22 protein-coding genes are annotated in these 23,066 nt (G+C 71.5%); 21 read left to right on the forward strand and 1 reads right to left on the reverse strand.

Translation table 11 applies throughout. The features are described from left to right. Positions 1–96 precede the first annotated feature (96 nt). The 21 genes from R4Z63_RS20430 to mobF all read left to right on the forward strand — a co-directional run bounded on the left by R4Z63_RS20430 (position 97) and on the right by mobF (position 21,685). Positions 97–951, forward strand: a complete 855-nt coding sequence (locus R4Z63_RS20430) for an HNH endonuclease (RefSeq protein ID WP_384450742.1) — start codon at positions 97–99, stop codon at positions 949–951. Positions 952–1,422: 471 nt separating this feature from the next. After that, positions 1,423–2,166 (forward strand): DUF2786 domain-containing protein, encoded by a 744-nt coding sequence (locus R4Z63_RS20435; RefSeq protein WP_384450745.1) that lies wholly within the window; start codon positions 1,423–1,425, stop codon positions 2,164–2,166. Between the two features lie 74 nt (positions 2,167–2,240). Continuing rightward, positions 2,241–2,477: a hypothetical protein gene (locus tag R4Z63_RS20440; RefSeq protein WP_157852608.1), complete on the forward strand. Its 237-nt coding sequence runs from the start codon at positions 2,241–2,243 to the stop codon at positions 2,475–2,477. Further along, positions 2,474–2,956, forward strand: a complete 483-nt coding sequence (locus R4Z63_RS20445) for a DUF6197 family protein (protein WP_384682832.1) — start codon at positions 2,474–2,476, stop codon at positions 2,954–2,956. Before R4Z63_RS20440 ends, R4Z63_RS20445 begins: the two co-directional genes overlap by 4 nt. A gap of 98 nt (positions 2,957–3,054) precedes the next feature. After that, positions 3,055–5,022, forward strand: coding sequence for a ParB/RepB/Spo0J family partition protein (locus R4Z63_RS20450; protein WP_384450751.1), 1,968 nt, complete (start codon positions 3,055–3,057; stop codon positions 5,020–5,022). 69 nt (positions 5,023–5,091) lie between these two features. Next, positions 5,092–5,514, forward strand: a complete 423-nt coding sequence (locus R4Z63_RS20455; RefSeq protein ID WP_384450753.1) for a hypothetical protein — start codon at positions 5,092–5,094, stop codon at positions 5,512–5,514. Positions 5,515–5,652: 138 nt separating this feature from the next. After that, on the forward strand, positions 5,653–6,870 hold the full coding sequence (locus tag R4Z63_RS20460; protein ID WP_384450756.1) for a hypothetical protein: 1,218 nt from the start codon (positions 5,653–5,655) through the stop codon (positions 6,868–6,870). A 372-nt stretch (positions 6,871–7,242) separates the two neighbouring features. After that, positions 7,243–8,388: a hypothetical protein gene (locus R4Z63_RS20465; protein WP_384450758.1), complete on the forward strand. Its 1,146-nt coding sequence runs from the start codon at positions 7,243–7,245 to the stop codon at positions 8,386–8,388. 455 nt (positions 8,389–8,843) lie between these two features. Next, positions 8,844–9,476, forward strand: coding sequence for a hypothetical protein (locus tag R4Z63_RS20470; protein WP_384450761.1), 633 nt, complete (start codon positions 8,844–8,846; stop codon positions 9,474–9,476). Between the two features lie 66 nt (positions 9,477–9,542). Continuing rightward, entirely contained in the window at positions 9,543–9,902 is a 360-nt protein-coding gene (locus tag R4Z63_RS20475; RefSeq protein WP_384450764.1) for a hypothetical protein, read from the forward strand. 124 nt (positions 9,903–10,026) lie between these two features. Beyond that, the gene (locus R4Z63_RS20480) at positions 10,027–10,905 is read left to right on the forward strand and encodes a hypothetical protein (RefSeq protein ID WP_384450767.1); all 879 of its coding nucleotides are present in this window, start codon (positions 10,027–10,029) and stop codon (positions 10,903–10,905) included. Between the two features lie 118 nt (positions 10,906–11,023). Next, on the forward strand, positions 11,024–11,425 hold the full coding sequence (locus tag R4Z63_RS20485; protein WP_384450770.1) for a DUF6409 family protein: 402 nt from the start codon (positions 11,024–11,026) through the stop codon (positions 11,423–11,425). Between the two features lie 329 nt (positions 11,426–11,754). Then, on the forward strand, positions 11,755–13,122 hold the full coding sequence (locus R4Z63_RS20490) for a DUF3560 domain-containing protein (protein WP_384450773.1): 1,368 nt from the start codon (positions 11,755–11,757) through the stop codon (positions 13,120–13,122). Between the two features lie 79 nt (positions 13,123–13,201). Next, positions 13,202–13,900 carry a hypothetical protein gene (locus R4Z63_RS20495; RefSeq protein WP_384450776.1) on the forward strand — a complete coding sequence of 233 codons (699 nt, stop codon included), beginning with the start codon at positions 13,202–13,204 and terminating at the stop codon, positions 13,898–13,900. Positions 13,901–13,956: 56 nt separating this feature from the next. Continuing rightward, the gene (locus tag R4Z63_RS20500; RefSeq protein WP_384450779.1) at positions 13,957–14,385 is read left to right on the forward strand and encodes a DUF6197 family protein; all 429 of its coding nucleotides are present in this window, start codon (positions 13,957–13,959) and stop codon (positions 14,383–14,385) included. A gap of 29 nt (positions 14,386–14,414) precedes the next feature. After that, positions 14,415–14,816: a DUF6181 family protein gene (locus R4Z63_RS20505; RefSeq protein ID WP_384450782.1), complete on the forward strand. Its 402-nt coding sequence runs from the start codon at positions 14,415–14,417 to the stop codon at positions 14,814–14,816. Then, positions 14,813–15,418, forward strand: coding sequence for a DUF6349 family protein (locus R4Z63_RS20510; RefSeq protein ID WP_384450785.1), 606 nt, complete (start codon positions 14,813–14,815; stop codon positions 15,416–15,418). The genes R4Z63_RS20505 and R4Z63_RS20510 overlap by 4 nt, the downstream gene beginning before the upstream one ends. Positions 15,419–15,620: 202 nt before the next feature. Next, positions 15,621–15,899, forward strand: coding sequence for a DUF6211 family protein (locus R4Z63_RS20515; RefSeq protein WP_384450788.1), 279 nt, complete (start codon positions 15,621–15,623; stop codon positions 15,897–15,899). Then, the gene (locus R4Z63_RS20520) at positions 15,896–16,594 is read left to right on the forward strand and encodes a hypothetical protein (protein ID WP_384450791.1); all 699 of its coding nucleotides are present in this window, start codon (positions 15,896–15,898) and stop codon (positions 16,592–16,594) included. Before R4Z63_RS20515 ends, R4Z63_RS20520 begins: the two co-directional genes overlap by 4 nt. Positions 16,595–16,597: 3 nt before the next feature. After that, entirely contained in the window at positions 16,598–16,771 is a 174-nt protein-coding gene (locus tag R4Z63_RS20525) for a hypothetical protein (RefSeq protein ID WP_198545006.1), read from the forward strand. A 444-nt stretch (positions 16,772–17,215) separates the two neighbouring features. Further along, a complete protein-coding gene (gene mobF, locus R4Z63_RS20530; RefSeq protein WP_384450794.1) occupies positions 17,216–21,685 on the forward strand; it encodes a MobF family relaxase in 4,470 nt (1,489 codons plus the stop codon). 422 nt (positions 21,686–22,107) lie between these two features. Here the strand turns inward: mobF and R4Z63_RS20535 are convergent, their stop codons facing one another. Continuing rightward, positions 22,108–23,055: a thiopeptide-type bacteriocin biosynthesis protein gene (locus tag R4Z63_RS20535; RefSeq protein ID WP_384450797.1), complete on the reverse strand. Its 948-nt coding sequence runs from the start codon at positions 23,053–23,055 to the stop codon at positions 22,108–22,110. Between the last annotated feature and the right edge of the window lie 11 nt (positions 23,056–23,066).

The raw sequence follows: 23,066 nt of genomic DNA on the forward strand, positions 1-23,066 counted from the left end.
TCGCGCGCACCGTAAGCACGGGTCCGCGGACACCTCAAACTGCGGTCGCAGGGTGGTTCGCGGAGCGATGTCAGTGGGGGTGGGCAGAATGGAGCGATGGACGCAGAGCGTGAATCGGTGGACTCGGACGGCCGGGTCTGGCCGAGGCCGACGGACCTTCCGGGGCCTCTTGCAGCCGCCCTGGACCTTCTCAAGGCAGAGGGGTGCGCGCTCAGCCACCTCGACCTGACGAGCGGCGAACTGATTGCCGATCTGGGCGACTTGGCGACTCCCGAGGTCATCGAAACGCTGGCCTGGCTGCACGAGCACCACCAGGTCCTGAGCCGGGCGCCGAAGGCCATGGCCCGCGGACTTCTCGAACAAGCTCACATCAGCCCGTGGCCGGCCAAGCGGAGCGGCCAGGACAGCAAGGCCGAGGCCGAGCGGGTGTTCAACGACTGGACCAACATCCTTTTGCTGTGTCAGTTCTGCCACCCGATCTTCGACAACCAGGGCCTCATCCCGCGCGTGCTGGTCGAGCGGGCCCGTACCGAGGTGCTGCGGACTCCGACCGGGTACGAGGCGCTTCGTCTCTTCATCAGGCGCTCCCTGGCCTACCGAGGCAACCAGCCCGACGCGATGCAGCCGTTCCGTACGGACATCGAGCGCGCCCACTTCGAGCTCGCGACCCTCCACGGCCACGGCGACCCGATCACGGTGGCGCCCTTCCGCAAGGCCGACCGGTACTTCCAGTCCACCGCGGACCCGGTCAGCGGGCTGATCCGGCAGGGCGACTATGGCGGGAATCCCGACGAGTTCTACTTCGCCCGCGGCATCACCAACGTCCCCCCGCCCGCGCCCGGCCGGTACAACGTGGTCAAGACGCCCAACGGCTTCGGCTACGAACCCGCATCGGCGCCCGGCGCAGAGGATGCATCCGCCCCGGACAACACCAACGGCGGCGCCGGCTGACGACGGACGCCAGCACCTACTCCTGCACCTGACTTTTTGCCTCCGGCGGGTCCTCTCTCGGAGGGGGAGGGGGCGGGTTGGTTGGGTGCGGCGTCGTTCGTGGTTGGGGTTGTGGGGGCGGGGTTCCCTCCTCGGCCGGACACCCGGAGGGCGTACCAGGGCCCCGGGCAGGGTGTCCAGGCCGGGCCGCTTCGCGGTCGCTGCGCGAGCCTGGACACCCCACCCGGAACCCTGGTCCGGCTGGCGCTGTCCGACCGAGGAGGGAACCCCGCCCGGGGCGCGTTGTGGCCGGGCCCGGCCGGGCGGGTGCGGGTGTACGCGGCAGGAAAAGGGCAGGTCAGAGGGGTTGTTGGGCTTGACCCACCCCCAAGAACATGGTTTAATTAGTGATGTCGGAAGGGGAGGGCAACACCCCAGCCGGCCACCGGAGGCCGACCGGCCCCGGTACCCACTCTCACCAGGAGAAGAACTGTGACCACCCAGGCGGACGCGAACCCCAAGCTGGCGACGATCCGGGCGCTGCTGGCCAAGGCCGAGGACCCGGCGACGCCGGAGGCCGAGGCCGAGCTTGCCCGCACCCGGGCCATGGAGATGGTGGCCAAGTACGGCGTGGACGAGGCGCTCCTGAGCGACGGACAGCCGTCGCGCGACGGGATCACGGACAAGAACTTCGACCTCCCCAACCCCTGGTCGATGTCCCGCGTCCGCCTCATGTACCACATCGCCGAAGCTGTCGGCTGCAAGTCCATCCTCATGGGCCAGCAGGGCAACGGCACCCGCCGCGTCCACGTGGTCGGCTACGAGTCCGATGTCCAGCGCGCGGAGATCCTCTATACCTCGCTTCTGCTCCAGATGCTCAACGGCCTTAACCGGCAGACCGTGCCGTACGGTGTGCGCAGCCCGAAGGCGTGGCGCAACTCCTGGCAGCTCGGTTTCATCACGCGCGTCACCGAGCGGCTTGCGGCCATCGAGGAGGCCGCCCGAGCCGCCGCCAGCGGGGAGACGTCCGCCACCGGCCGCAGCGGCGAACTCGTGCTGGCCGCCCGAGGCAGCATGGTCCGGGCTGCATTCCAGGAGGCTCACCCCAGGGTCCGGAAGCAGAGCAGCTCTTTCAGCGGCAGCGGGTACGGCGACGGCATCGCCGCAGGCAACCGCGCCGACATCGGCGGGAGCCGCCGCATCGGAGTCAGGTCCGCCGGATCGCTCGCCGCCTGATCCAAGCGCCCCGCCGGGGCGGCGGCCCGCCGCCCCGGCCCTTCCCCGCGCGCCCCGAGGAGCCCCGCGTGTTCATGGACTGGATCAGGTTCCACAAGACCGACGAGGACGGCCGCCACTACTTCCAGGTCTACAGCGTCCCCCAGGCGTGGAACGCCGCCGCCCCGAAGGTCCCCGGCACGGGCCGGATCAGCGAAGCCGCCGCCCGCACGTTCGCCAGCGCCAGCCCGGCCGGGCACCAGTGGCGCACCCCCTGCCACTGCACCGACTGCGCCATAGCCGCCAAGTCCGTTGAGGACAACGCATCTTGACCACCCAGGAGAGCGTCATGCCCCGGAAGTACCGCGCCACCCCCGCCCGTATCCTCACCGCCGCCGCCGACCACATCGAGCGCGTCGGCCTGTATCAGGGTGACCACCTCTGGCAGCCCGGCAGGATGGGCAGCACCGCCCCGTGCAACCTGCTGCACGCATGGGGGCGCGGCGTGCGCGCCGCCCGGCCCCGCTGGTCCCAGCGCGGCGAGGCGTGGGAGGTCTTCCAACGGTCCTTGTTCGACTCCCTGGTGGTGCTCAGCAACCAGGCCCACGGTGGCCCCGTGTCGCCCGTCCGGTGGCGCAAGCTGGGGCTTACGGAGGACGCCTATCGGCGCACCCTGCTGTGGTGCTGGAGTGACGCCCCCGGGCGGACCACCGCCGAGGCTGCTGCCCTGATCCGCTCAGCCGCAGCCTTCTACCGAGGTGACGCCGATCACGCCGTACCCGGTTGCCCCACCCTCCAGAACATGGTTTAATTAATGGTGCCGGAAGGGGGAGGGCAACACCCCCGACCGACACCCCCGCCGGGGCCGACCGGCCCCGGCGGAACCTCTCACCAGAAGGCAGTACGACGATGACCACCAAGACCCAGGCCGGCGTCCAGACCGCTCCCGCCCCGTGGCCGACCATCACCACCGCAGAACTCCTCGCACACCCCGGCAACGTCCGCTCCGTCGAGGCCCCAGCCGATCTACTGGCCGACGTGAAGGCCAACGGCGTCCAGGAGCCGCTGTACGTCGTGCGCACCAACGGCAACGTGCCGCAGATCATCGACGGGTTCCAGCGGCTCGCCGCCGCCGTCGACGCGGGGCTGGAGACCCTGCCGTTCACGCCCCGCCCGGTCATCCGGATCGACGCGCTCACCCCGCACCCGGAGAACGCCCGCGAGGATCTCGACATCAACGCGCGGTTCGTGGAGTCCTTCCGCGCCGAGGGCTGCCGCATCCCGGTCAAGATCCAGCGGCTTGAGGGCGGGATCATCCAGGTCAACGACGGCCACCGCCGCTACTTCGGCGCGCAGGACGCGGGCCTCACCCACCTGCCGTACGAGTGGGAGGACGACGACCGCGACGCCGCCGGGCAGTTCCTCGACATGATCACCACCTCCGAGCAGCGCAAGGGCCTGACGACGAAGGAGATGAACCAGGCCATGTTCAGCGCCGCCGAGGCGGGCGCACAGGTCGGCCGCATCGCCAAGGCGGCGGGCGTCCGACAGAAGGACGTGCGCACTCTCGTCAAGGTCCGCAACGACGAAAAGCTCAGCGCCGCCATCAGTGCCGCGAGCGGCTACACGTGGACGTTCGAGAACATGGCCGCCCTCCAGGAGTTCGCCGACAACCCGGAGGCGCTCGCCGCGATCACCGAGGCCGCCGCCGCCAAGGGCGCGGACGAGGCGAAGGTTCAGTGGGCCATTGAGGTCGAGCGGGTCAAGCGCGACAAGGCGGCCAAGGCGGCGGCCCACCGCGCGGAGCTGGAGGCCGCCGGGCAGAAGATCCGCGATATCGAGGAGCTGTCCGAGCGGGCCACGCGGGTGTGGCGGCTGAGCGGCATCAGCGAGGGGGAGCACAACGGGTGCAAGGGTCAGGTGTGGGTGTTCGACGACCGGCGGGGCGACCGGTACGAGCCCTACTGCACGGCCCCCGGACTGTACGGACACGTCGCGCCGGAGAGCGCCAAGAGCAGCGGAACCGGCAGCACCAGGACCGCCGCCGAGGTCGAGGCCGAGCGCGCCGCCCGCGCCGCCGTCAAGGCGGGCAATATCGACTGGGACGCCGCCGAGGTGATCCGCCGGAAGTGGCTCGCGGACCTGATCAAGTCGCGCGCGCTCCCGAAGGCCAGCACCAACGTCCTGATCCGCCACGTCAACGAGGCACTTCTGAGCGGGACGTGGGGGATCTGTGACGACCTGAACAAGGAGCCCACCACTGAGATCCTGGCCGATTTCCTGGGGCTGAACGCCCAGCAGGCCAAGGACCGCAGCATGTTCGCCCAGCACGCCGCCAAGGACCCGCGTCGGGCCCCTCAGCTCCAGTTCGCGGCCATCGCGGCCGTCCGTGAGAAGTGCGCGAACCGGTCGGCGTGGCGGACGGACGGCCAGCACGCCCCGTGGACCCGGAAGCCCACGGCCGCGTGGTTCCGCGTGCTGGAGTCGCTCGGGTACCAGCTGACGCCCATCGAGCGGTCGGTGGCGGACGAGACGCCGTACGACCCGGCGAAGAAGGAGCAGCCCCGCGCCTCCCTGCTTGGCGGGGGCGAGCCGGAAGCCGAGCCGGACACCCAGCAGGGCGACGACGAGCAGGGCGACGAGGAGCCGGAGGCCGAACCGGCCGAGGGCGAGGGCGACGACGAGCAGGCCGCCGACGCCGCCGACGCCCGGCCGGAGCAGGTCGAGGAGGCCCCGGAGGGCGAGCCCGAGCCGGACGCCCCGGCCGAGGGCGACCAGGCCGACGCCGAGCCGGAGGGAGTGGAGCCGGAGCCGGAGGCCGAGCCGGACGCCCCGGCCGAGGCCGAGGAGCCGACCACCGAGACCGAAGCCGCCTGATCCTCCCCACCGATCCGACGCCGGGGGCGGGAACCCGCCCCGCCCCCGGCAGCCTCCCAGGAGCCCACCGTGACCCGTGCAGTCCTCTCCGAGACCTACGCCGACGACCACTGCTGCGGATACGCCGCCGCCCCCGCCGAGCCGAACGCCAGCGTCGCCGCCGACCTCATGCAGGCCCGCGCCATCGCGGGCGGACTCGCGGAGTTCGGCATCGGGTCCGCCCGCTGGTCGGCCGCCTACGACCCGGAGGCCGCCGCCGTCGTCCTCCGCGTGGACACCCCGCGCGGACTGTACGCGCTGGCCATCCCCGAGCCCGGCCAGCCGTTCCCCGTCCGCCATCACGGCGAGCGCATCGGGGCCCTGGACTCCCGCCGCACCTACGGCACCCCGGACAGCCTCACCGCCGCACTGTTCGCCGCCTTCCTGCGCGACCGCGCCGCACTCGACATCCCCGGCCGGGACGTTTGCCTCACTCGTCAAAACATGGTTTAATTAATGGTGTCGGAGGGGGAGGGCAACACCCCCTCCGAACCACGGGCCACCAGCCGGCCCCAACCCGAACCCGGCCGCACGCGGAGGGCAACCCGCCCGGCCGGGGACTCGATTCCTCTCACCAGCAGGAGCACCCCGATGACCAGCGCAGCCATGCGGTTTTCCGTCCCCGCCACCGCCCAGGCCCGCGTCCGCCAGCTCGTTGAGGCCACCAACGCCCGCGCCGCCGTCCACCGCCTCAGCCCGTACGCGCTCGACATCTCCGCCCCGTTCCTCGCGGACTACCGCGACGTGGACGGCCGGGTGATCGGCAAGCGCCCCACCGTCACCGTGACCATCTCCGGCGACATGCCCCGCCACCAGGGCTGGACCGTCATCGCCCGTCTGGACCACGACGAGGAGGGGGAGACGATCACCAGCCTGTTCCCGGGCCTGCCGGAGCGGGACGCCGAGGCCGCGCGCCAGCACCGGGCCGTCGAGAACTACTGCCAGGGGTGCTCCGTCGCCCGGCACCGCACCGCCACCTATCTCGCTCGCCACGAGAACGGCGAGATTCGGCAGTTGGGCACGACGTGCGTCGAGCCGTACACCGGCCTGCCGATCAAGGGGCTTGAGGCTCTGTGGCGTCTCGGTTCGATCAAGGATTCCGACTGGGACGGAGAGGAGGGCGGCGTCCCGGCGGACCTGCGCGTGCCGGTGGACGAGGTGCTCCGGGTGGCCGCCGCCATCGTCACCCAGGACGGCCGTTTCTACAGCCGCTCCGAGCAGTGGAAGAACCGTGTGCCGACCGCCGACAGCGTCGAAGCGTACTTCTTCGACCGCAAGGCCCCGATGGAGTGGCGGGCCGGAATTGACGCCGAGCCCGACGCGGCCAGCACCGCCGCCGCCGTCCGCGCGTGGGCACTCCAGGGGTACGGCAGCCTCTCCGAGTACCGCCACAAGGTGGGCCAGCTGGCCAAGGGCGAGACCGTCGCCCCGCGCCACCTGCCGACGCTGGTGTCCGCCGTCGCCGGGTGGCACCGCGACCAGGAGAAGGCGGCCATCGAGCGGGCCGCCCAGAACAGCAAGCCGCAGGGCAGCAAGGGGGAGCGGCTCACCGTCCCCGCCACCGTGACCACGGTCATCGAGCTGGAGGAGCGGTACTACGGCTACCACGCTCAGCGCCGCCGACTGATCAAGTTCCAGGACGCCGAGGGCAACGTCTACGTGTGGTTCAGCAGCGCCGCCACCGTCCCGGACAAGGGCGACGAGGTCGAGTTGACCGGCACCGTCAAGGAGCACAGCACCTACGGCGAGACCGCCCAGACCGTACTCACCCGGTGCCGCGTCACCGAGCGCGAACCGGTCGCCGCCTAGGAAGGCCCGGCCGGGCGGAGACCACCGCCCGGCCCGCCCCGGGCCGCCGGTCGTGGGGTTGGGCGGCATCGAGCCGCCCAACCCCACGCGCACCCACCGCCCGGCAGCGCCGCCTCCGTTGGCGGCCGACCCGCCCCGCGACCGAAGACCGAAAGGGCGTCCCTTCGGGACGGCTCAGCCCGGCCCGGCTCGCAGCCGGCCGGGACGTCCGGGCCGCAGGCGGCCCTCCCGCCCCGCCCGGACGCCGGGCCAACGGACGTGCCCTACGGGCACGACAGCACTCTCCGCCGCGCTCCGCGCGACCAGGCGGCACCCCGACGACGGGGGCGCCGCCGCCCCCGACCGCACCACCGAACCCACCGAGGACCACCAATGCCCGAGCCCGCGCGCGCCGCAGCCCAGTTCGGCGACCCCTCACCGCAGACCTGCCTGCAAGTCGCCGGGGAAGCCGCCCTGCTCGCGGTCATCGCCGCGGACGACGCCATGGCCGCCGTCCGCCGCAGCAGCACCGGCACCGCGCGGCTGGAGGCGGCCATGCACGCGGCCCACCAAGAAGCCGTCGAAGCCGCCCGGCACGCCGACCGCGCCGAGCAGTACGCCGTCGATCCCGAGATGCCCGCAAGCTCGCTCGCCTACTGCGCCCGCCAATCCGTCCACCACGCCGTGCTCGCCCAAGCCGCCGCCGGAGTCGAGGTCACGGCCGCCGGCCTGCGCGCCGAGCTGGACCGTGTCCTCACGCCCGAGGAGCAGGCCGAGCGCGAGCGCGCCCGCCGCCAGGAGGAAGACCGGCGCGAGGCCGAGGAGCAGGCTGCCACCGGGATGGACCGCCCGAACCGGGAGCAGGCCGCCTCGAACCTCTACCTCGCCGAACGCCACGTCGCCGAACTAGGTTGGAGCACCGGCCACCTGCGGGTGATGGAGGCCGCCGCCACCGGCCGCCTGTACTGGCGAGGCCGCCGTGCCCGGCTCGCGGTGCGGCGCGGCGAGTGGACCGGCGGGCGCCGGATCAGCCAGGAACGGACGCAGGCGCTGCTGACCGCCAAGTTCCTCACCGCCGCCCAGCACAGCGACGACACCCACGTACTCACTCCGAGCTCGATGGGCCACGTCGCCCTGGAACTCGCCCGGCTGCACCAGGCCGGGCTGCACGCCAGCGACCACACCGCCTACGAGGCACGGTTCGCCCGGGTCCGCCGCCGTCACAAGCGCCGCGACGACCAGAAGGCCGCCGCCCGCCGCCTGCCCCCGCTCGACCCCAGCGCGCAGAAGCTCTACCAGAAGCCGATCACCATCGCCGAACAGCAGGCCCGCGCCAGCCAACAGCCACCCGTCGACCCCGCACCGGCCAGCCCGCCGGACACCGGCGCCGCACCCCGCCCCGCTGCCGCCCTCCCGCAGTCGGCACCCGTACCAACCACGGCCCCGCGAACTCCAGCACCGCCTCTGCCCAAGCCCCGGCGGGCCCTCCCGCGGGCCCGGCCGATCCCCGTCTCCCCGCTCCAGCCCACCCTGTGGTGACACCCCGGATCATGGTTTTCGTGCCTCCGGCGGGTCCTCTCTCGGAGGGGGAGGGGGCGGGTTGGTTGGGTGCGGCGTCGTTCGTGGTTGGGGTTGTGGGGGCGGGGTTCCCTCCTCGGCCGGACACCCGGAGGGCGTACCAGGGCCCCGGGCAGGGTGTCCAGGCCGGGCCGCTTCGCGGTCGCTGCGCGAGCCTGGACACCCCACCCGGAACCCTGGTCCGGCTGGCGCTGTCCGACCGAGGAGGGAACCCCGCCCGGGGCGCGTTGTGGCCGGGCCCGGCCGGGCGGGTGCGGGTGTACGCGGCAGGAAAAGGGCAGGTCAGAGGGGTTGTTGGGCTTGACCCACCCCCAAGAACATGGTTTAATTAGTGATGTCGGAAGGGGAGGGCAACACCCCAGCCGGCCACCGGAGGCCGACCGGCCCCGGTACCCACTCTCACCAGGAGACAAGCTGTGACCACCCCGCCCACCGTCGCCGAACTCGCCCGCCCGATCGCCCTCGCGCTCGGCGGGAACTGGCGACCGCAGCAGGCACTCCACGGCGTCCAGGAGTTGGCCCACGCCGCCAACCTCACCCACCTTGACGGCCGACAGCTCCACCTCTCCGAGCGCTACGACGACCCCGGCCACCTCTACGTCCGGGGTGCGTTCCCCGCCACCGACTACCCGTTCCGCAGGGGCGAGCGCGACAGCGTCCGCGTCGCCATGGACGAGGACCCCGCGCGGATCGCGGCCCTGATCTCGGACCGCATCATCCCCGCGCACCGCACCGTTCACCAGCGCGTGAAGGACCACAACCGCGAACAGGCCGCGATGCGCCGCCGCACCGAGGAAGCCGCCCGCGAACTCGCCGCCCGGCTCCCCGGGGCCCGGACCCGGATCGACGGAACGAGCGCCTACGTCCACATGAGCCTTGAGCCCGGGGAGGTCCGAATCGGGCTGGAAGGGGGGTCGGTGAATATCGTTCTCCAGGATGCGCCGCTGATCATCGCCGACGCGGTCGTATTCGCGGTGAGCCGATTCCTGCCCGACATCCAGACGCCCGAGGACGAGCGCGGCCAGCGCGCCGACGAATTCGACCTCTGATCTCCCCGAGAATTCCGGCGGCGCGCTCTCGGAGCGCGCCGCCCACCCTGCCCAAGAAAGGCCGCAATGAGCGCCGACCTGTTCGCCATCCGCCCGCAATGGACCGTCCAGGCCCCGCACCTTCGGTGCACTCTCAGAAGGGCTCTCGCCGTCCGGCCCGGACATAATGTGTGGTCCGGGACCGAGCACATCAACAACGCCCGAGCGATGGCCTACGGCGGAGAACTTCCCGATTCCGGCCCGTGGTACCTCACCCGCTCCCAGCTTCGCACGCTCAAAATCGCCATCGAATGGCGTAGGGCCAAGCGTGAGGCCCACCCCCAGAAAACCGCTCCGGACATCCTCGAACACTGGATGGAGATAGAAGACGAGGTTATAGCGGCCTACCGGAATTCCTGCCACGCGGAAGGGCTGCACTGGATCTGAGGACTTGCCGAATACCTAAGAACATGGTTTAATTAACGTATCGGAAGGGGGAGGGCAACACCCCCGACCGACATCCCGGCCAGCCGGCCTCGGACGCACGAATTCTCACCAGGGAGACCAGGAAATGCCCAGCAAGCCGAAGATGACTCAGGATGAGCGACGCGCCTACAGCGCCCGGATGCGCGGCGAACTCGAAGCCGTCATGGATCGCGCCTATGCCGCGATGGTCACCGACGAAGGATTCTGGGCCGCCGTCATGCGCACGGCCGCGAACCTCACCCACCCGGACCGCGACGACCGCAGCCCCGTCAACTGCATCGCCATCGCTGCCCAGTGCCCCCACGCGACCCGCGTCCTCAGTTCCGGCGACTGGCGCAAGGTCGGACGGTTCCCGGCCAAGGGCTCCACCTCCATCCGCATCTGGACCCCGCTCCGGCGGCGGACCGACGACACGACGGCCACCACCGAGGCCGCACCCCGGGAAACCGCCGCCGACGCCGCCGAAGGGGAGGGGCGGAAGGTCTCCGGCTACAAGGCCGGTCCGGTGTTCGACATCAGCCAGACCGACGGCGACGCCTACGAGCTGCCCGCCGCCGCCCCGATCGCCGCCGAGACCGTCCGGGACATCCTGCTCACCCAGTACCGCGACCGGTACCACGAGGACCCCGAGCAGGCCGGAGGGTTCGACTTCACCCGCGAGGCCCCCGACAACGCCGCCCGCATCCTGCTGTACGGCCACGCCTGGCGACTGATCCCGGAAACGGCCGCCCCGCTCCCCGGCCAGCACCTCGCCGAGGTCGCCTCAGCCGCCCACGTCGCCGCCCTGATCCTCGGAATCACCCCCGGCCCCGCCGTCATGCCCCCGCTCGCAGGCATCATCACCCAGGACAAGAAGCCCCCCGTGCACGAGTCCGCCGTCCGGGCCATCGAAGCGGGTCGCCTCGTCGCGCGCGCCGTCGCCGAAGCCGCCGAGCGCCGCCGCGAACTCGTCCCGGCCGGTTGACCCGAACCCAGAAACATGGTTTAATTACTGGTGTCGGAAGGGGAGGGCAACACCCCGACCGGCACCCCCGCCGGGGCCGACCGGCCCCGGCGGAATCTCTCACCAGACAGGACACGCCATGCTCACCACCACCAAGGCCGCCACCGTCCAGGACTTCCCCGTCGCCACCCTCGTCACCGCCGGACCCTGGTTCCGGGGCCACCAGCTCGACACCCGCCCGGCCATCATCGTCGGCCCCTTCGGCGGCCCCGAGTTCGCCGACACGGCCGAAATGGTCGTCGTCTGGTTCCACACCATCGGGGCCCCGAAGCCCGGCGACAGCGTCCAGGCGATGTTTCCCCACGAGCTCACGCCGCTTGCCGACACGCTGACCACCATGGACCAGGCCACGTTCTGCGACCTCGCCGCGAGCCTGCCGTTCGGCCGGTTCGCCTACGACGACGGGCGCGACCTCATCGCCGCCGTGAACCGCGCCGTCCGCGAGCGGATTGAAGCCACCCCGGCTACCCGCCGCAGCTGACCCAAGGCCCGCCGGTCCGGGGGAGGGCAACACCTCCGGACCGGCGGGCCACCACACCCGAGCGGACACCCCTTCGGGGCGGCAGCAGCACGGTCCGGTGCGTTCACCGCCGCCGGCCGACTCCGCCTAGCGGCTCCGCCGACCGACGGCGGGCACCGGACCGCGAAGGACGCGCCCCGCGGGGGCGCGGCAGCCCCTGCCGTCGCGCAGGGCGCGACGGCGGCGGACCGCTCGTCCCTCACGGCCCGCCCCCTGTGGTGCTCACCGCTTCCAGCACCCCGTCCGCCCTCCGGGCGGCCAAAAGACTCTCACCAGAAAAGACCAGTTCGATGACCATCGAGATCACTCACACCCGCCGGGAAGGAACCCTGGTCGACGGCACCAGCCGGGGCGACGGATCGGCCGAGATCCTCAAGCTCCGCGAGTACGGCCGCACCCTGCGCCAGCCCTTCCGCTGGAGCCGCAACCTCGACTGCTGGTACCTCCCGCACAGCCGCGACCACGCCGCCTACACCCCCTCCCTCGAACTCCTCGCGCAGCGGCTGCGGGACGCCGGCCTCGATGCCACCCTCACCATCGACAACGCCGACCGCCGCAGCTTCGCCGAGGCCGAGCAGGACCGCGAAGAGCGCGCCGAGGCCCGCGCCGACCGCTTCGGCGGGTACGCCGACAACGCCGCCCGCAACTCCCAGGCCGCGTGGAAGTCCGCCCACGCGATATCCGAGCGGTTCGAGTTCGGCCAGCCCATCCTCCGCGGACACCACTCCGAGGGCCGCGCCCTCCGCGACCGCGAGCGCATGGACACCTCGATGCGCAAGAGCATCACCGAAGGCGACCGCGCCCAGCACTGGGCCGACCGGCAGAAGGCCGCCGCCAACTACGAGCAGTTCCGCACCAACCCCGGCCGCACCCTCCGGCGCCTGGAGAAGCTGCGCGCGGACCTGCGCGCCGTCGAGAAGTGGCAGCGCGGCGAGTCCGCCAAGGGCTACTCCCGAAACCCCGACGATCCGGAGCTGATCATCCGGCACGAGGAGCTGACCGAGGAGATCGCCCACTGGGAGCAGGTCATCAAGGACGCCGAGGCCAAGGGTTTCAAGGTCTGGTCGAAGGCCGACTTCAAGCGCGGGGACTTCGCGCTCTACCGAGGCACCTGGTACGAGGTCCTGCGCGTCAACCCCAAGAGCGTGACCATCCCGCACATCTTCAACGGCGTCGGCAAGATGGTCGTCCGCGCCGCCGACGACGGCTACGACGGGTGGACCTCCACCGCGCCCTACGACGACATTGCCGGGCGCAAGAGCGCCGCCGAGATGCAGCAGCCGCCCCAGGTCGAGGCCACCGAGTACCAGGAGGAGGCCGAGCACTCCCCGCAGGTCGAGGAGCCGGTGGCCCCCGCCGCAGAGGCGAACTGGCTGGAGGGAATGGCGCTGGTGCTCATCGCGTCGAAGCACTCCCCCCGCTCCCGCAAGCGCGCCCTGTGGGCGATGACCCGCCGCGAGGCGCAGGCCGTGTGCGGCGACCCCCGCACCTCCGGCCGCTCGTACATGCTCACCTGGACCGAACGGCCCGGCACCGAAGGCACCGACTGGGCATGGGTGCCGGACAACGGGAGCCTCGACCCCGTTCTCGAAGACCTGGGCATCACCCCGCGTCGCGAATGGACCGCCGCCCCGCAGACCCTGGCCGACGCCGCGTAGCGACTGCCCGCCCGCCCCAGTAGCCGAGCGCGTCGGGGCGGGCCCCTCTCACCAGAACTCACCAGAACAGGGCACCACCATGACCACCCAGCTCCTCGAACGACCCGTCGTCCTCACGGTCCCCACCACAGAGCCGGACGACCAGAACACCCCCGTCCCCGGCCAGCCCGACCACCTGACGGCCGCCCCCGAAGTAGCGCCGCCCGCCGCCCACCAGGCCACCATGCCCTACCGCATCGGAGCCCCGGACTCCGCAGGCCGCTATCCCGTGATCATCGGCCAGGACCAGGTCATCGGTCGCGCCCACCGCTGGAACCGGGACTGGTGGGCCGAGACCAGCGCGGGGGAGAGCAACTTCGGCCGCCCGGACAAGGGGGTTCCCGGGGTCGAGATGGCCGCCGCCCGCCTCGCCGGGAAGTACGCCGCCGGAGAGATCACCGCCGTCCCGCTGGATCAGATCCGCGCCGAAGTGCTCCGGCCGCTGACCGGCCCCGTGCCGCTGCTGCACCCGCGAATGCCCGTCAACGACCGCAACGTCAAGAGCGCTCTCACCGCGTTCGCTGGCCTCGCGAACCTCCGGTGGCGCGCAGTCCTCACCGGGTTCCCCGGCTCTGACAATCACTGGTTCCTGCTCTGCGAGCTGTGCGGGTGGGGCGGCCCCAAGTTCTGGAGCCACTTGCGCGGAAGGAATGGCGGCTTGCCGAGCCTCCACCGCCACGAAGGCGGATGCGTCGGCCCAGACCGCGTCCGGGAACTGATCCCCGCCTACCAGCAGTAGACCGACCACCGGGGGCGGCGGCCCGCCGCCCCCGGCCATCCCGAGACGGAACCACCATGAAGATCCGCTACAGCCCCGAGAGCATCGTCATCGCCGACACCCCGGCCGCCATCCTGGAGTGGGCCGCCCACCACATCGAGCACGTCGGTATCCACCAGGGCCCGCACCTCTTCGACGGCCCCGGCCGCACCGCCCTCCTGCCGTGCTGGCCGCGCGGCGCCCTCGAAGTCGCTGCGGGCCGCGCCCGGGGAGCCGCCGGCCGCACCTACGACTGGCCCCGCATCAACCGCGCCCGCGACGAGGCGTTCGCCCTCCTTGCCGAGACCCTCACCGGCCACCCCGCGGACGCCGCCGACCACCGCGACGTCATCGACCGGTGGAGCGCCGAACCGTGCCGCACCGCCGCCGACGCCGCGCGCGCCTTCCGCGAAGCCGCCGCCCGCTCTACTCGGGCGAACAACGCACAGGGCCTTCTATCCCTCTGACCGCCCCCGACTCTCCGAGAGCCAGCAAGATGGACCAGACGACCACCCACCGCAGCACCACCGGGACCCCCAGCCGACGGGGAGCCGCCACCCCGAGCAAGGACGGCGTCCACCGGATCGGCGTGCCCCTCCAGCCCAGACTCAGCGCGACCGAGCTGATCCGCGTACTCCTCGCGGCCCCCGCCGAGACCGACCTTCACGCCCTCGACCCCGTGCAGGTCCGCGCGCTCATCGCCGAGGTGCTCACCCGGCACGGCTATGAGGTACTCGACCGCTCGCCGTACGACCCCGGCCGCGACCGTCACCAGGACGCCCGCCGCGCGATCCGGCGCGCCTACGGCCCGCGCTTCCAGGACTCCCCGGCCGAGCAAGCCGTCCTCGCCGACCCCCTGCGCGAAGTGCTCGCCACCGAGACGGGCGAGCGGCCGTGAGCACGACCGCCGCCGAACCGACCGGCGCCCGGGCCCGGCAGACGTTCTACTGGCGGGTGCGCAACGGGCGGACGCCCCAACCCGTCGAGAGCGCCCCGCGGACGTGGCACATCCGGCCCGGCCACCCGGGCGGCGCGTACAGCGACCTCGGCCACGACCTCGACCCGCCCGAGCACCACGTCCCCACCCTGCTCGCCCGCAGCCGGCCGACCGGCCGCCGGGAAGGAGAACAGTTCCGGGGTGGGTGCCTGGCCTGCGACTGGGAGGGCCCCGTCCACCACGGCGACGGGTACGGCGACGGCGACAACCGGGCCGTGGAAGACGCCCACGACCACGCCTTTCCGGGCTGGCGCACCCTGCCGCCCCTCACCACCGTCGAAGACCGGTCGGCACTCCCGCGCGACCGGCGACGGTGGGCACAGCTGACCTCCGGCTACCCGCCCGGGTGGCTGGACCAGGGTGCCCCGCTGGTCGCGTGGAGCCGTCACCGCCGCGAAGCCCACGCACCCCCGCACCACGGGCGGCCCCGCTACGAACTCCATGTACCCCGGCCGCCGACCACCGCGCGAACCGGCCCCGCCGATCAGGAAGCCCTGTTCTGATGAACGCCGCACGCTGGGCCAGAGCCCCGCCACCCCGGCACAAAGATGGTTCAATTACACAGCCGTCGGCGAAGCGGGCAACCTTCGCCCCGGCGGGTGCCGAACCGGCATCCGCACCACCAGGACAACAAAGGACGGCCAGCACACAAGGGCAACAAGGTGCTGGCCGTCCGGGTGTTCTCTCACCAGAAAGAACCACACCATGCTATGCGATCGGCACGCCGACTGTCCCCAGCCCGGCGACACCGTGCAGCTCAAGAGCGGTAACAGCATCGGCGCCAAGGACAGCGACAGCTACGTACTGGTCGAGGACTTCCCCCGCACCGGCCGGCACCTCGTGCTCAACCTTCCCGTCGGCCACCCCGCGTACGACGACTGGGCCGCCGCCGTCCCCCTGGAGGAGATCGCCACCCTCACCAGGCTCGAACCCACCGGCAGCCGCACCTGGACGCCCGTCCCCGACCCGGACGCACTCCAGTGACCCCACCCAACGACCACGACCCCGAACGGGAGGCGAACGTGCCCAGCGACACCGGCCGCACGCTCCACTCACGCGCGGACCTGCGCAAGGTCCACGGCATCAGCGAATCCACCCTCCAGAACCTCTGGACCGACCGGGAGAACAACGGGCACCCGGCCGCAGAGATCATCGACGGCGTCATGCACTGGGAAGGCGACGAGTGGGCGAAGTGGCACCACGAGCTCCAGCGCCGCCGCGCCGCCGCGAACACGACCAACGCGCCCAAGCTCGACGGCGACCCGGAAGAGATGGTGTCACCAGCGGAAGCCGCGAAGATCTGCGGTTTCGCCGACTCCGCCACCGTCTCCCACTACGTCAAGAACCCGCCGGAAGGCTGGCCCGACCCCGACGACTGGGACGAGCTGCCGACCCGCCGACGCCCGAAGTGGAAGCGCTGGCGGCTGTGGCAGTACCTCGCCGACCGCAAGGGCCGCGGCCACGCCGGCGGACGCCCCACCGGCCCCCGCGCCAGGGTCGCCTACCCCTACCAGGGAGACGAACGGCTCACACTCGCCCGGCAGGCCATCGCCGCCAATCCCACGGCCACGAACGCCGAGCTGATCCCCGACCTCCAGCAGCAGACGGAGAAGACCTACTCCCGGCCGACCTGGAACAACATCCTCAAGTCCGCCCGCGAGCACCCCGAGGAGGACTGAGCTGTGCCCGACGCCCAGTGCCCGCGCTGCGAAGGCCCGCTCGGTGAACGGCCCGCCCGCTCCCGGCTGACCACCAGCCGGGACATCCCGATCTGCACCACGTGCGGCACCGACGAGGCCGTGCGTGAAGCCCAGCGCCAGGCGCCCGTACCGCCCGGCGAGTGGCCGCTGACGTAGGTCACCAGCACCCAGACGCCACTCGGTGGCACCCGAAGGTCCCCCGCTCCAGTTGTTGGAGCGGGGGACCTTCCCGTATCCCGGGCGGGCCCCGCCCCGTGATCTCGGACCCGCCCACGGAGCCGCAGGCCCCGCCACCAGGAGCGGTACCCCCGAGCACGACGCCTGAGAAGCCTCGGACCGCCGTCAGGACCCACAGCCGCCTCCCGCTTCCTCGCCTCTCCGAGCAGGCAGCCCCAGCCCCCGCGGACCCCGCTCCCGAGGTAACAGTCCGACAGAGCACTGGACCGGATCGAGCCCGATCCGCAGGACCGACCAGGCCCGCACGAGTGCCCGACTGCTCCTGAGCTGATCATGATCTTGAATTTTGAGGACCAAGGTATCGTCGCTCCGCGACGATACAATCAGCCAAGACGACCGGATCTGACCGGAAGAGAGCGGGGGGTGAGCGGGCCGATGGCGTGGGTGACCATGATCGGCCCCTCCGACGAGCAGATCGAATACCGCCTCACCGGCGGCCACGGCTGCGGGAAGTCCACCACCGTCGACGCCGCACCCCTCATTGCCGCCATCGAGGCAAAGGCCGAGGAAGCTGGGACCACCGTCGCCGCCCTGCTCGGCACCACCGAGGCCAAGAAGGTCTTCTTCCGCAACCGCACCCAGCTGCGCAATGGCAAGCCCGCACGCCTCACCGGGTTCGACGCCGTCGAAGTCGCCGCCGCAGCCGGCCTCAACGCCCGCGACCTCTACGGCGAACATGCCCTCCCGCGCCCGGCCGCCGACGGACAGGTGGACTATCACCTCGACGCCAGCGAACGCCCCCTCGTCTGGATCGGCAGCGGCCTCAACGAATTCGGCATCACCCCCGGCAGCATCCTCGACCCCGCGCAGTTCCAGGCCGCCCGCCGACTCATGCACGGCGAGGACCCCAACAGCGGCAAGACCCTGGTGGAACCCAAACTCGCCATCGCTCCGGCCGCGAAGCTCTCCGCCGCCCCGCTGGTCCGCGCCATCCGCCGCACCGCCGCCGAGCGGAGCGTCACCCCGGAAAGCCTGCTGGACTCCAAGGCCAAGCGCGACGCCTTCCGCAGGATGGAGAACCAGCTCGCCCGGTTCGGTGAATCGCACCGCGTCCCGGTATCCACCCTGCTCAAGCTCGCCGGTGCCGTCGGCGTCGACGCCGTCACCCTGTACGGCGAAGACGCCTTGCAGAAGGCCATGGCCGCCGAAGCCGGTGGTCACCTCGACGCCCGCGCACTCCTGCGCGCCGTCGAAGCCCGCGCCACCGAAACCGGCCAGGACCCGACCGACCTGTTCACCACCGCGTCCATGAAGCGCCGGTACGGCCAGACCGCGGGCGAAGGCCGCCGCCGCCTCGCAGACCTCCCGATGGATGTCCGCGAGGCCGTCGCCATGGCCAAGGCCGCCGGACTCGCTCCGGAAGAGGTGTGGGACGCCGAAGAGATCAGGGCCGCTCTCCTCGAAGGGCGGGTGCAGGTCGGCCGGTTCGGCGCGGACGTGACCCTCGACCTCGCCAAGTCCAAGAGCGCGTTCCTCGCCTACGCGCCCGAGGAGATCGCCGCCCAGGTCGAGGGCATCTACACCGCCGCCGGCCGCGAGTCGATCAGCGCGCTGGAACGGTGGACCGCCTACGCCATGCGCGGGCGACACGGTGACGGCGCCGAGGCCGAGACCGTGCCCACCAGCGGCTTCTCCGGCTGGATGATGGTGCACCGCGCCGCCCGGCCCGTCGGCGGCGCCCCGTACGGGGACCCCCACTTCCACCTGCACTTCACCCTGGCCAACATGGTCAAGGGCACCGACGGCCAGTGGTCCACCGTGGCCGGCGGGGGCCGCGACCTGCACCGCCACGCCCGCGCCACCCAGGCCCTCATGAACGCCCGCATCCGCCGCGAGCTCACCGACACGTTCGGCATCACCTTCCGCCAGGAGGAACGGACCGGTGCGTGGGAGATCGCCGCGATCCCCGAAGCCACCATCCGCCTGTTCAGCAAGCGCGACAGCCAGGTGCGGGAGCTCCTGACCAAGCTCGGAATCGACTACGACAGCGCCACCACCCGCGAACGCACCGCCGCCTCCGCCGCGTCCAAGGCCGCGAAGAACGGCGAAGCCGCCGGAGTCGAGGACGACGTCCTGCGCGCCTACTGGCAGGCCGAAGGACGTGCCGCCGGTGACGACCCCGACGCCATCGCGGCCAGCGCCATGCAGCAGGACCGGGCGAACCAGAACCCCGACCTGGACCAGCTGTGCGCTCAGGTCTTCGACCCGAAGACCGGCCTGACCAGCCACTCCAAGGACTTCACCCACGCCGCCGCCATCGCGGCCGTCCTGGACGTCCTCCCGTACGGCGTCGCAGACGCCGCCGAAGCCGAACAGCTCACCACCGCCGTCCTGCAGCACGCCGGGTACGCGGTCAAGCTGAACCCCAAGGGCGCCCAGCACTTCGCCCACGCCGACCGCTACACCACGGCCGACGTGATCGCAGCCGAAGCACTCATCGCCACCGAGGCCACCAACCGCCTCAACGAGCAGGCCGCCGTCGTCAGCCACGACACCGTCGCCATGACCCTGTCCGCGGTCGAAGCCCAGCACGGTGGGGGCTTCGAGTTCTCCGCCGAACAGCGCGCCGTCCTCGAACGGCTGCTGACCGCCGGCCACGGCATCGACGCCGTCGAAGGCGTCGCCGGAGCGGGCAAGACCACGATCATGAACACCGCGCGGCAGGCATGGGAGGCAAACGGACTCGTCATCGCCGGTGCGAGCACCGCCGCCGTCGCCGCCGCGAACCTCAAGGCCGAAGCGGGGATCACCAGCCGCACTCTCGCCTCCTGGCTCACCGGCATCCGCACCGGCGGGCCCGGCCTTACCGGCGTTGACGTGCTGGTCGTGGACGAGGCCGCGATGTGCGATGACCGCGACATCGCCGAACTGCTGGCCCACGCCGCGACGACCGGCACGAAGGTCGTGTCCGTTGGCGACCCCAAGCAGCTGCACGCGCCGGGCATCGGCGGGTCCTTCGCCGCCATCCACAAGATCGTGGGCGGACTCAGTCTCACGGAGAACTTCCGGCAGCGGGACACAGCCGAGCGCCGAGCGCTCGCACTGTGGCGCGACGACAACCGCACGGACGCGCTCCGCACCTTCGCCGGGACCGGCCGCGTCCACGCCCTCGCGGACAAGGACGAGACCCTCGCTGCGATGCTGACCGTCTGGGCCGACAAGCGAACGGCGCACACCGACGACCACACTGCCGTGCAGCAGCTCCTCATGCTCGCGTCCACCAACGAGGTCGTGGAGGAACTCAACCTCGGCGCCCGCGCGATCCGGAAGGCCAGCGGTGCCCTCACCGGCCCGGACCACCTCTTCGCCTTGGCCGGCGGCGGCGAACTGGCCCTGGCCGTCGGTGACCAGGTCCTCCTCCGCGCCAACGACTACCGGAGCAAGCGGACCCGGGGCGAACACGAAGACGTCCTGAACGGGTTCCGCGGACTCGTGGTCGCGGTGGACGAGGACCGCCGGGTCCTGGTCGAGTGGCGCACGAAGACCGAGGACGGCGGCCACCGCGACGTTGCTGAATGGGTCGACGCCGACTACATCGCACGCGGTGGACTCAGCCTCGGATACGCCATCACTGGCCACAAGAGCCAAGGACTGAGCGTCGAGGAGGCGTTGGTCTACGGCCCCGGCGCGCAGGCCAACGCCCTGTACACCATGATGAGCCGCGACAAGAAGGAGACCCACCTCTTCCTTCCGCTCTCCGTCTACGAGACCGACGTCGACCGCGCCCGCGCGGGCGAAGCGCTCACCGACCAGGAACAGCTTGACCGCGCTGTCGCGGGCCTCATCCGCGAGATCGAGACCGGCACCGAGGAACGCATGATCCTCACCGAACTCCCGACGGTCGCCGTCCCCGCGCACGTCCGGCACATCGTCCCCGACCTGCCGACCCCGCGCGCCCCCGGCACCGGCGAGTCCGCCGAACAGGACGACATCGAGACCGGACCGAAGCCAGGTTCGCGCCGCACCACCACCAGCGCCGCCAACCGCACCGTGACGCCCACCGCAGCTTCGGAACACCGGCCTGTGTCGGCCGCCCGCCCGTACGCCCACCTCAGCAACGGGGCCCTGCGAGACGCTGCGCGCAAGGCCGCCACCGCCGCACGCGCCACAGCCACGGCCGCGGAGAAGGCAGAGAGCACCGCGGACCGAGCCGAGCAGAACGCGACCGCCGGAACAGGCCCCAACGTGCTCGCGCTCAGCCGCCGGCACCAGGAACTCACCGAGCGCGCCGGAGCGATCCGGAACGTGCGTGCTCTGGAGGAGACCATCGCCGGACACGCCGTCCGGCTGGACGACACCCGGGACCGCATCAGCGGGGTCGAGGCGAAGCTGGCTGCCACCGGGCGGTTCGGTCGACTGGTCCTCCGCGGAGACCAGCGGACCGCCGCAGAGGCCGAACGCCATGACCTCGTACAGACTCACCAGGCAGCCGAACGCGAGCTGGAGCGCGCGAAGGAGCAACTGCGCGAAGTCGCACATCAGGCCGGGCCCGCCGAAGAGCACGAAGCCGTGCTGACCGAGGCCGACCTGCCGCAGGAGAAGAAGGCCGCCCTGCTGCGAGGTGCCCAGGACAAGGACACCGCAGCGGCTAAGTCCCTCCGCACCGAGGCGACCAAGGCACGCCGTACCGCGCAGACCGCCGACGGTCGAGCAGCCGGCCTCCGCGCTGAACTGGCCCTGCGGGCGGACCGTAGCCGACAGCCTGCCGAACTGGTGGAAGCAGCAGCACCGACGCTGCCGCAGCCCGAATCCCCGTACAGCTACCGGACCACGACGGACTACCCGAACAACAGCATCCCGCCGGACACCGCGCAGGACGCACTGCCCGTGTAGAACGGCCGGAGCCGGACGGCCAGCCTCAAGCGCTGGACCCACGCCTGACGTGCTTGCACTGCACGCCTCGCTCGACGTCCTGAATCGACGGCTTACGCGAGGCCCCGCAGTCGATGCACGTGCTTGGCCATGGCATCGAGCGAGCTCCCGGGTAGGGCACGTCCGGTTCGTACCCGGCGTTTCGCATCAGCTCCTCGTACTCGTGCTCGTACTCGGCAGCGTCTATTCGGGTGTTCGGCTGTGGCGGCGGCGACTCGGGCGGCTGTGACACGTAGCTCGGAGTATGCCCCCCGAAGACCAGGCCAAGGCTCACCCAGCGCTTCGGCGGTGGAGAGAAGGTCATCGCAAATCCTGTCCCGTACGTTCAAATCGGATGGCGAGGGCGAAGTTCGACGTCACTCGCGGTATCGGCGGAGCTCACTTCACTGCCCGAGAACCGCCTCTCGGGCTGCACGCGACCAGATGGATTGCTGACGGAGGGTGAAGCCCATCCGGTTCCAGTGGAAGATGACGTGACGCGCCAGGATTCCGCGAACGCCAAGGTCCAGTTTTCCGGCCCCAGCGGCTTGTCCGAGCGACCCTCCGCAGGTCTCCAGGGCACTGACCCATGGGCGGACGTGAGCCAGCGCTTCGGATTCCAGAAGTGGTTGAGCGTCCGCCAACAGGAGCCGACGCATGGGCTCAACCATGGTGCTGACCTGCTCGGGGGTGACGTCGTCGGCGAGCGGACGCCGTGCTTCGACCTGCCCCCATACGTCGCCCTGCTCGCCGAACTCCAGGCCCGCAGAGCGCATCATCATTGTCATGGCCAGGAGCGATACCGCCTTCGAGTCCAGTCCTGCTTGCTGGTCGCCCGCCGCAGCTTGGTAGTCGATCACGCCGACGCTGTCGGAGTGAAACAGCTCGTGCGCGAGGAGCATCCCGTCTGGGCCGCCGAAGGCGGTGACCTCCGGTTCGTACGGAGCAGAGCTCCACTCCGCGGTCACGTTCCAGGAGACGGAGCTGTCGAGCGCCTCGGCGACGTGGCGGACGGCGTCCTCGGAGGCGAAGCCGGGGGCAGGGCAGTAGCGCAGCCGCCAGTGCGGGTGCTTACGGACGAACCACCAGCTACCCACGGGCTCGGCGCGAAGGGCCGGCAGCAGGTAGGCGCGGAAGATCCGGTGACCGTTCGGGTAGTCGGTGAAGCGAATGTTCGCTTGGTGCCAACCGGACGGCTCGGCGTCGAGCGCCGCGCGACCGGCGTCCTGGTACCGCTCGACGGCCTCGGACAGGAGCTCGGGTTCCGTGTCGGCGGTTCGGGCGGCGTCTTCGACGGACGCCCCGCCGAGAACGGCCAGGACCGCGTCCTCCAGACGGTCTGTGCGGTGCACGGCCGGACTCC

Source organism: Streptomyces sp. PL-29 (assembly GCF_058344425.1).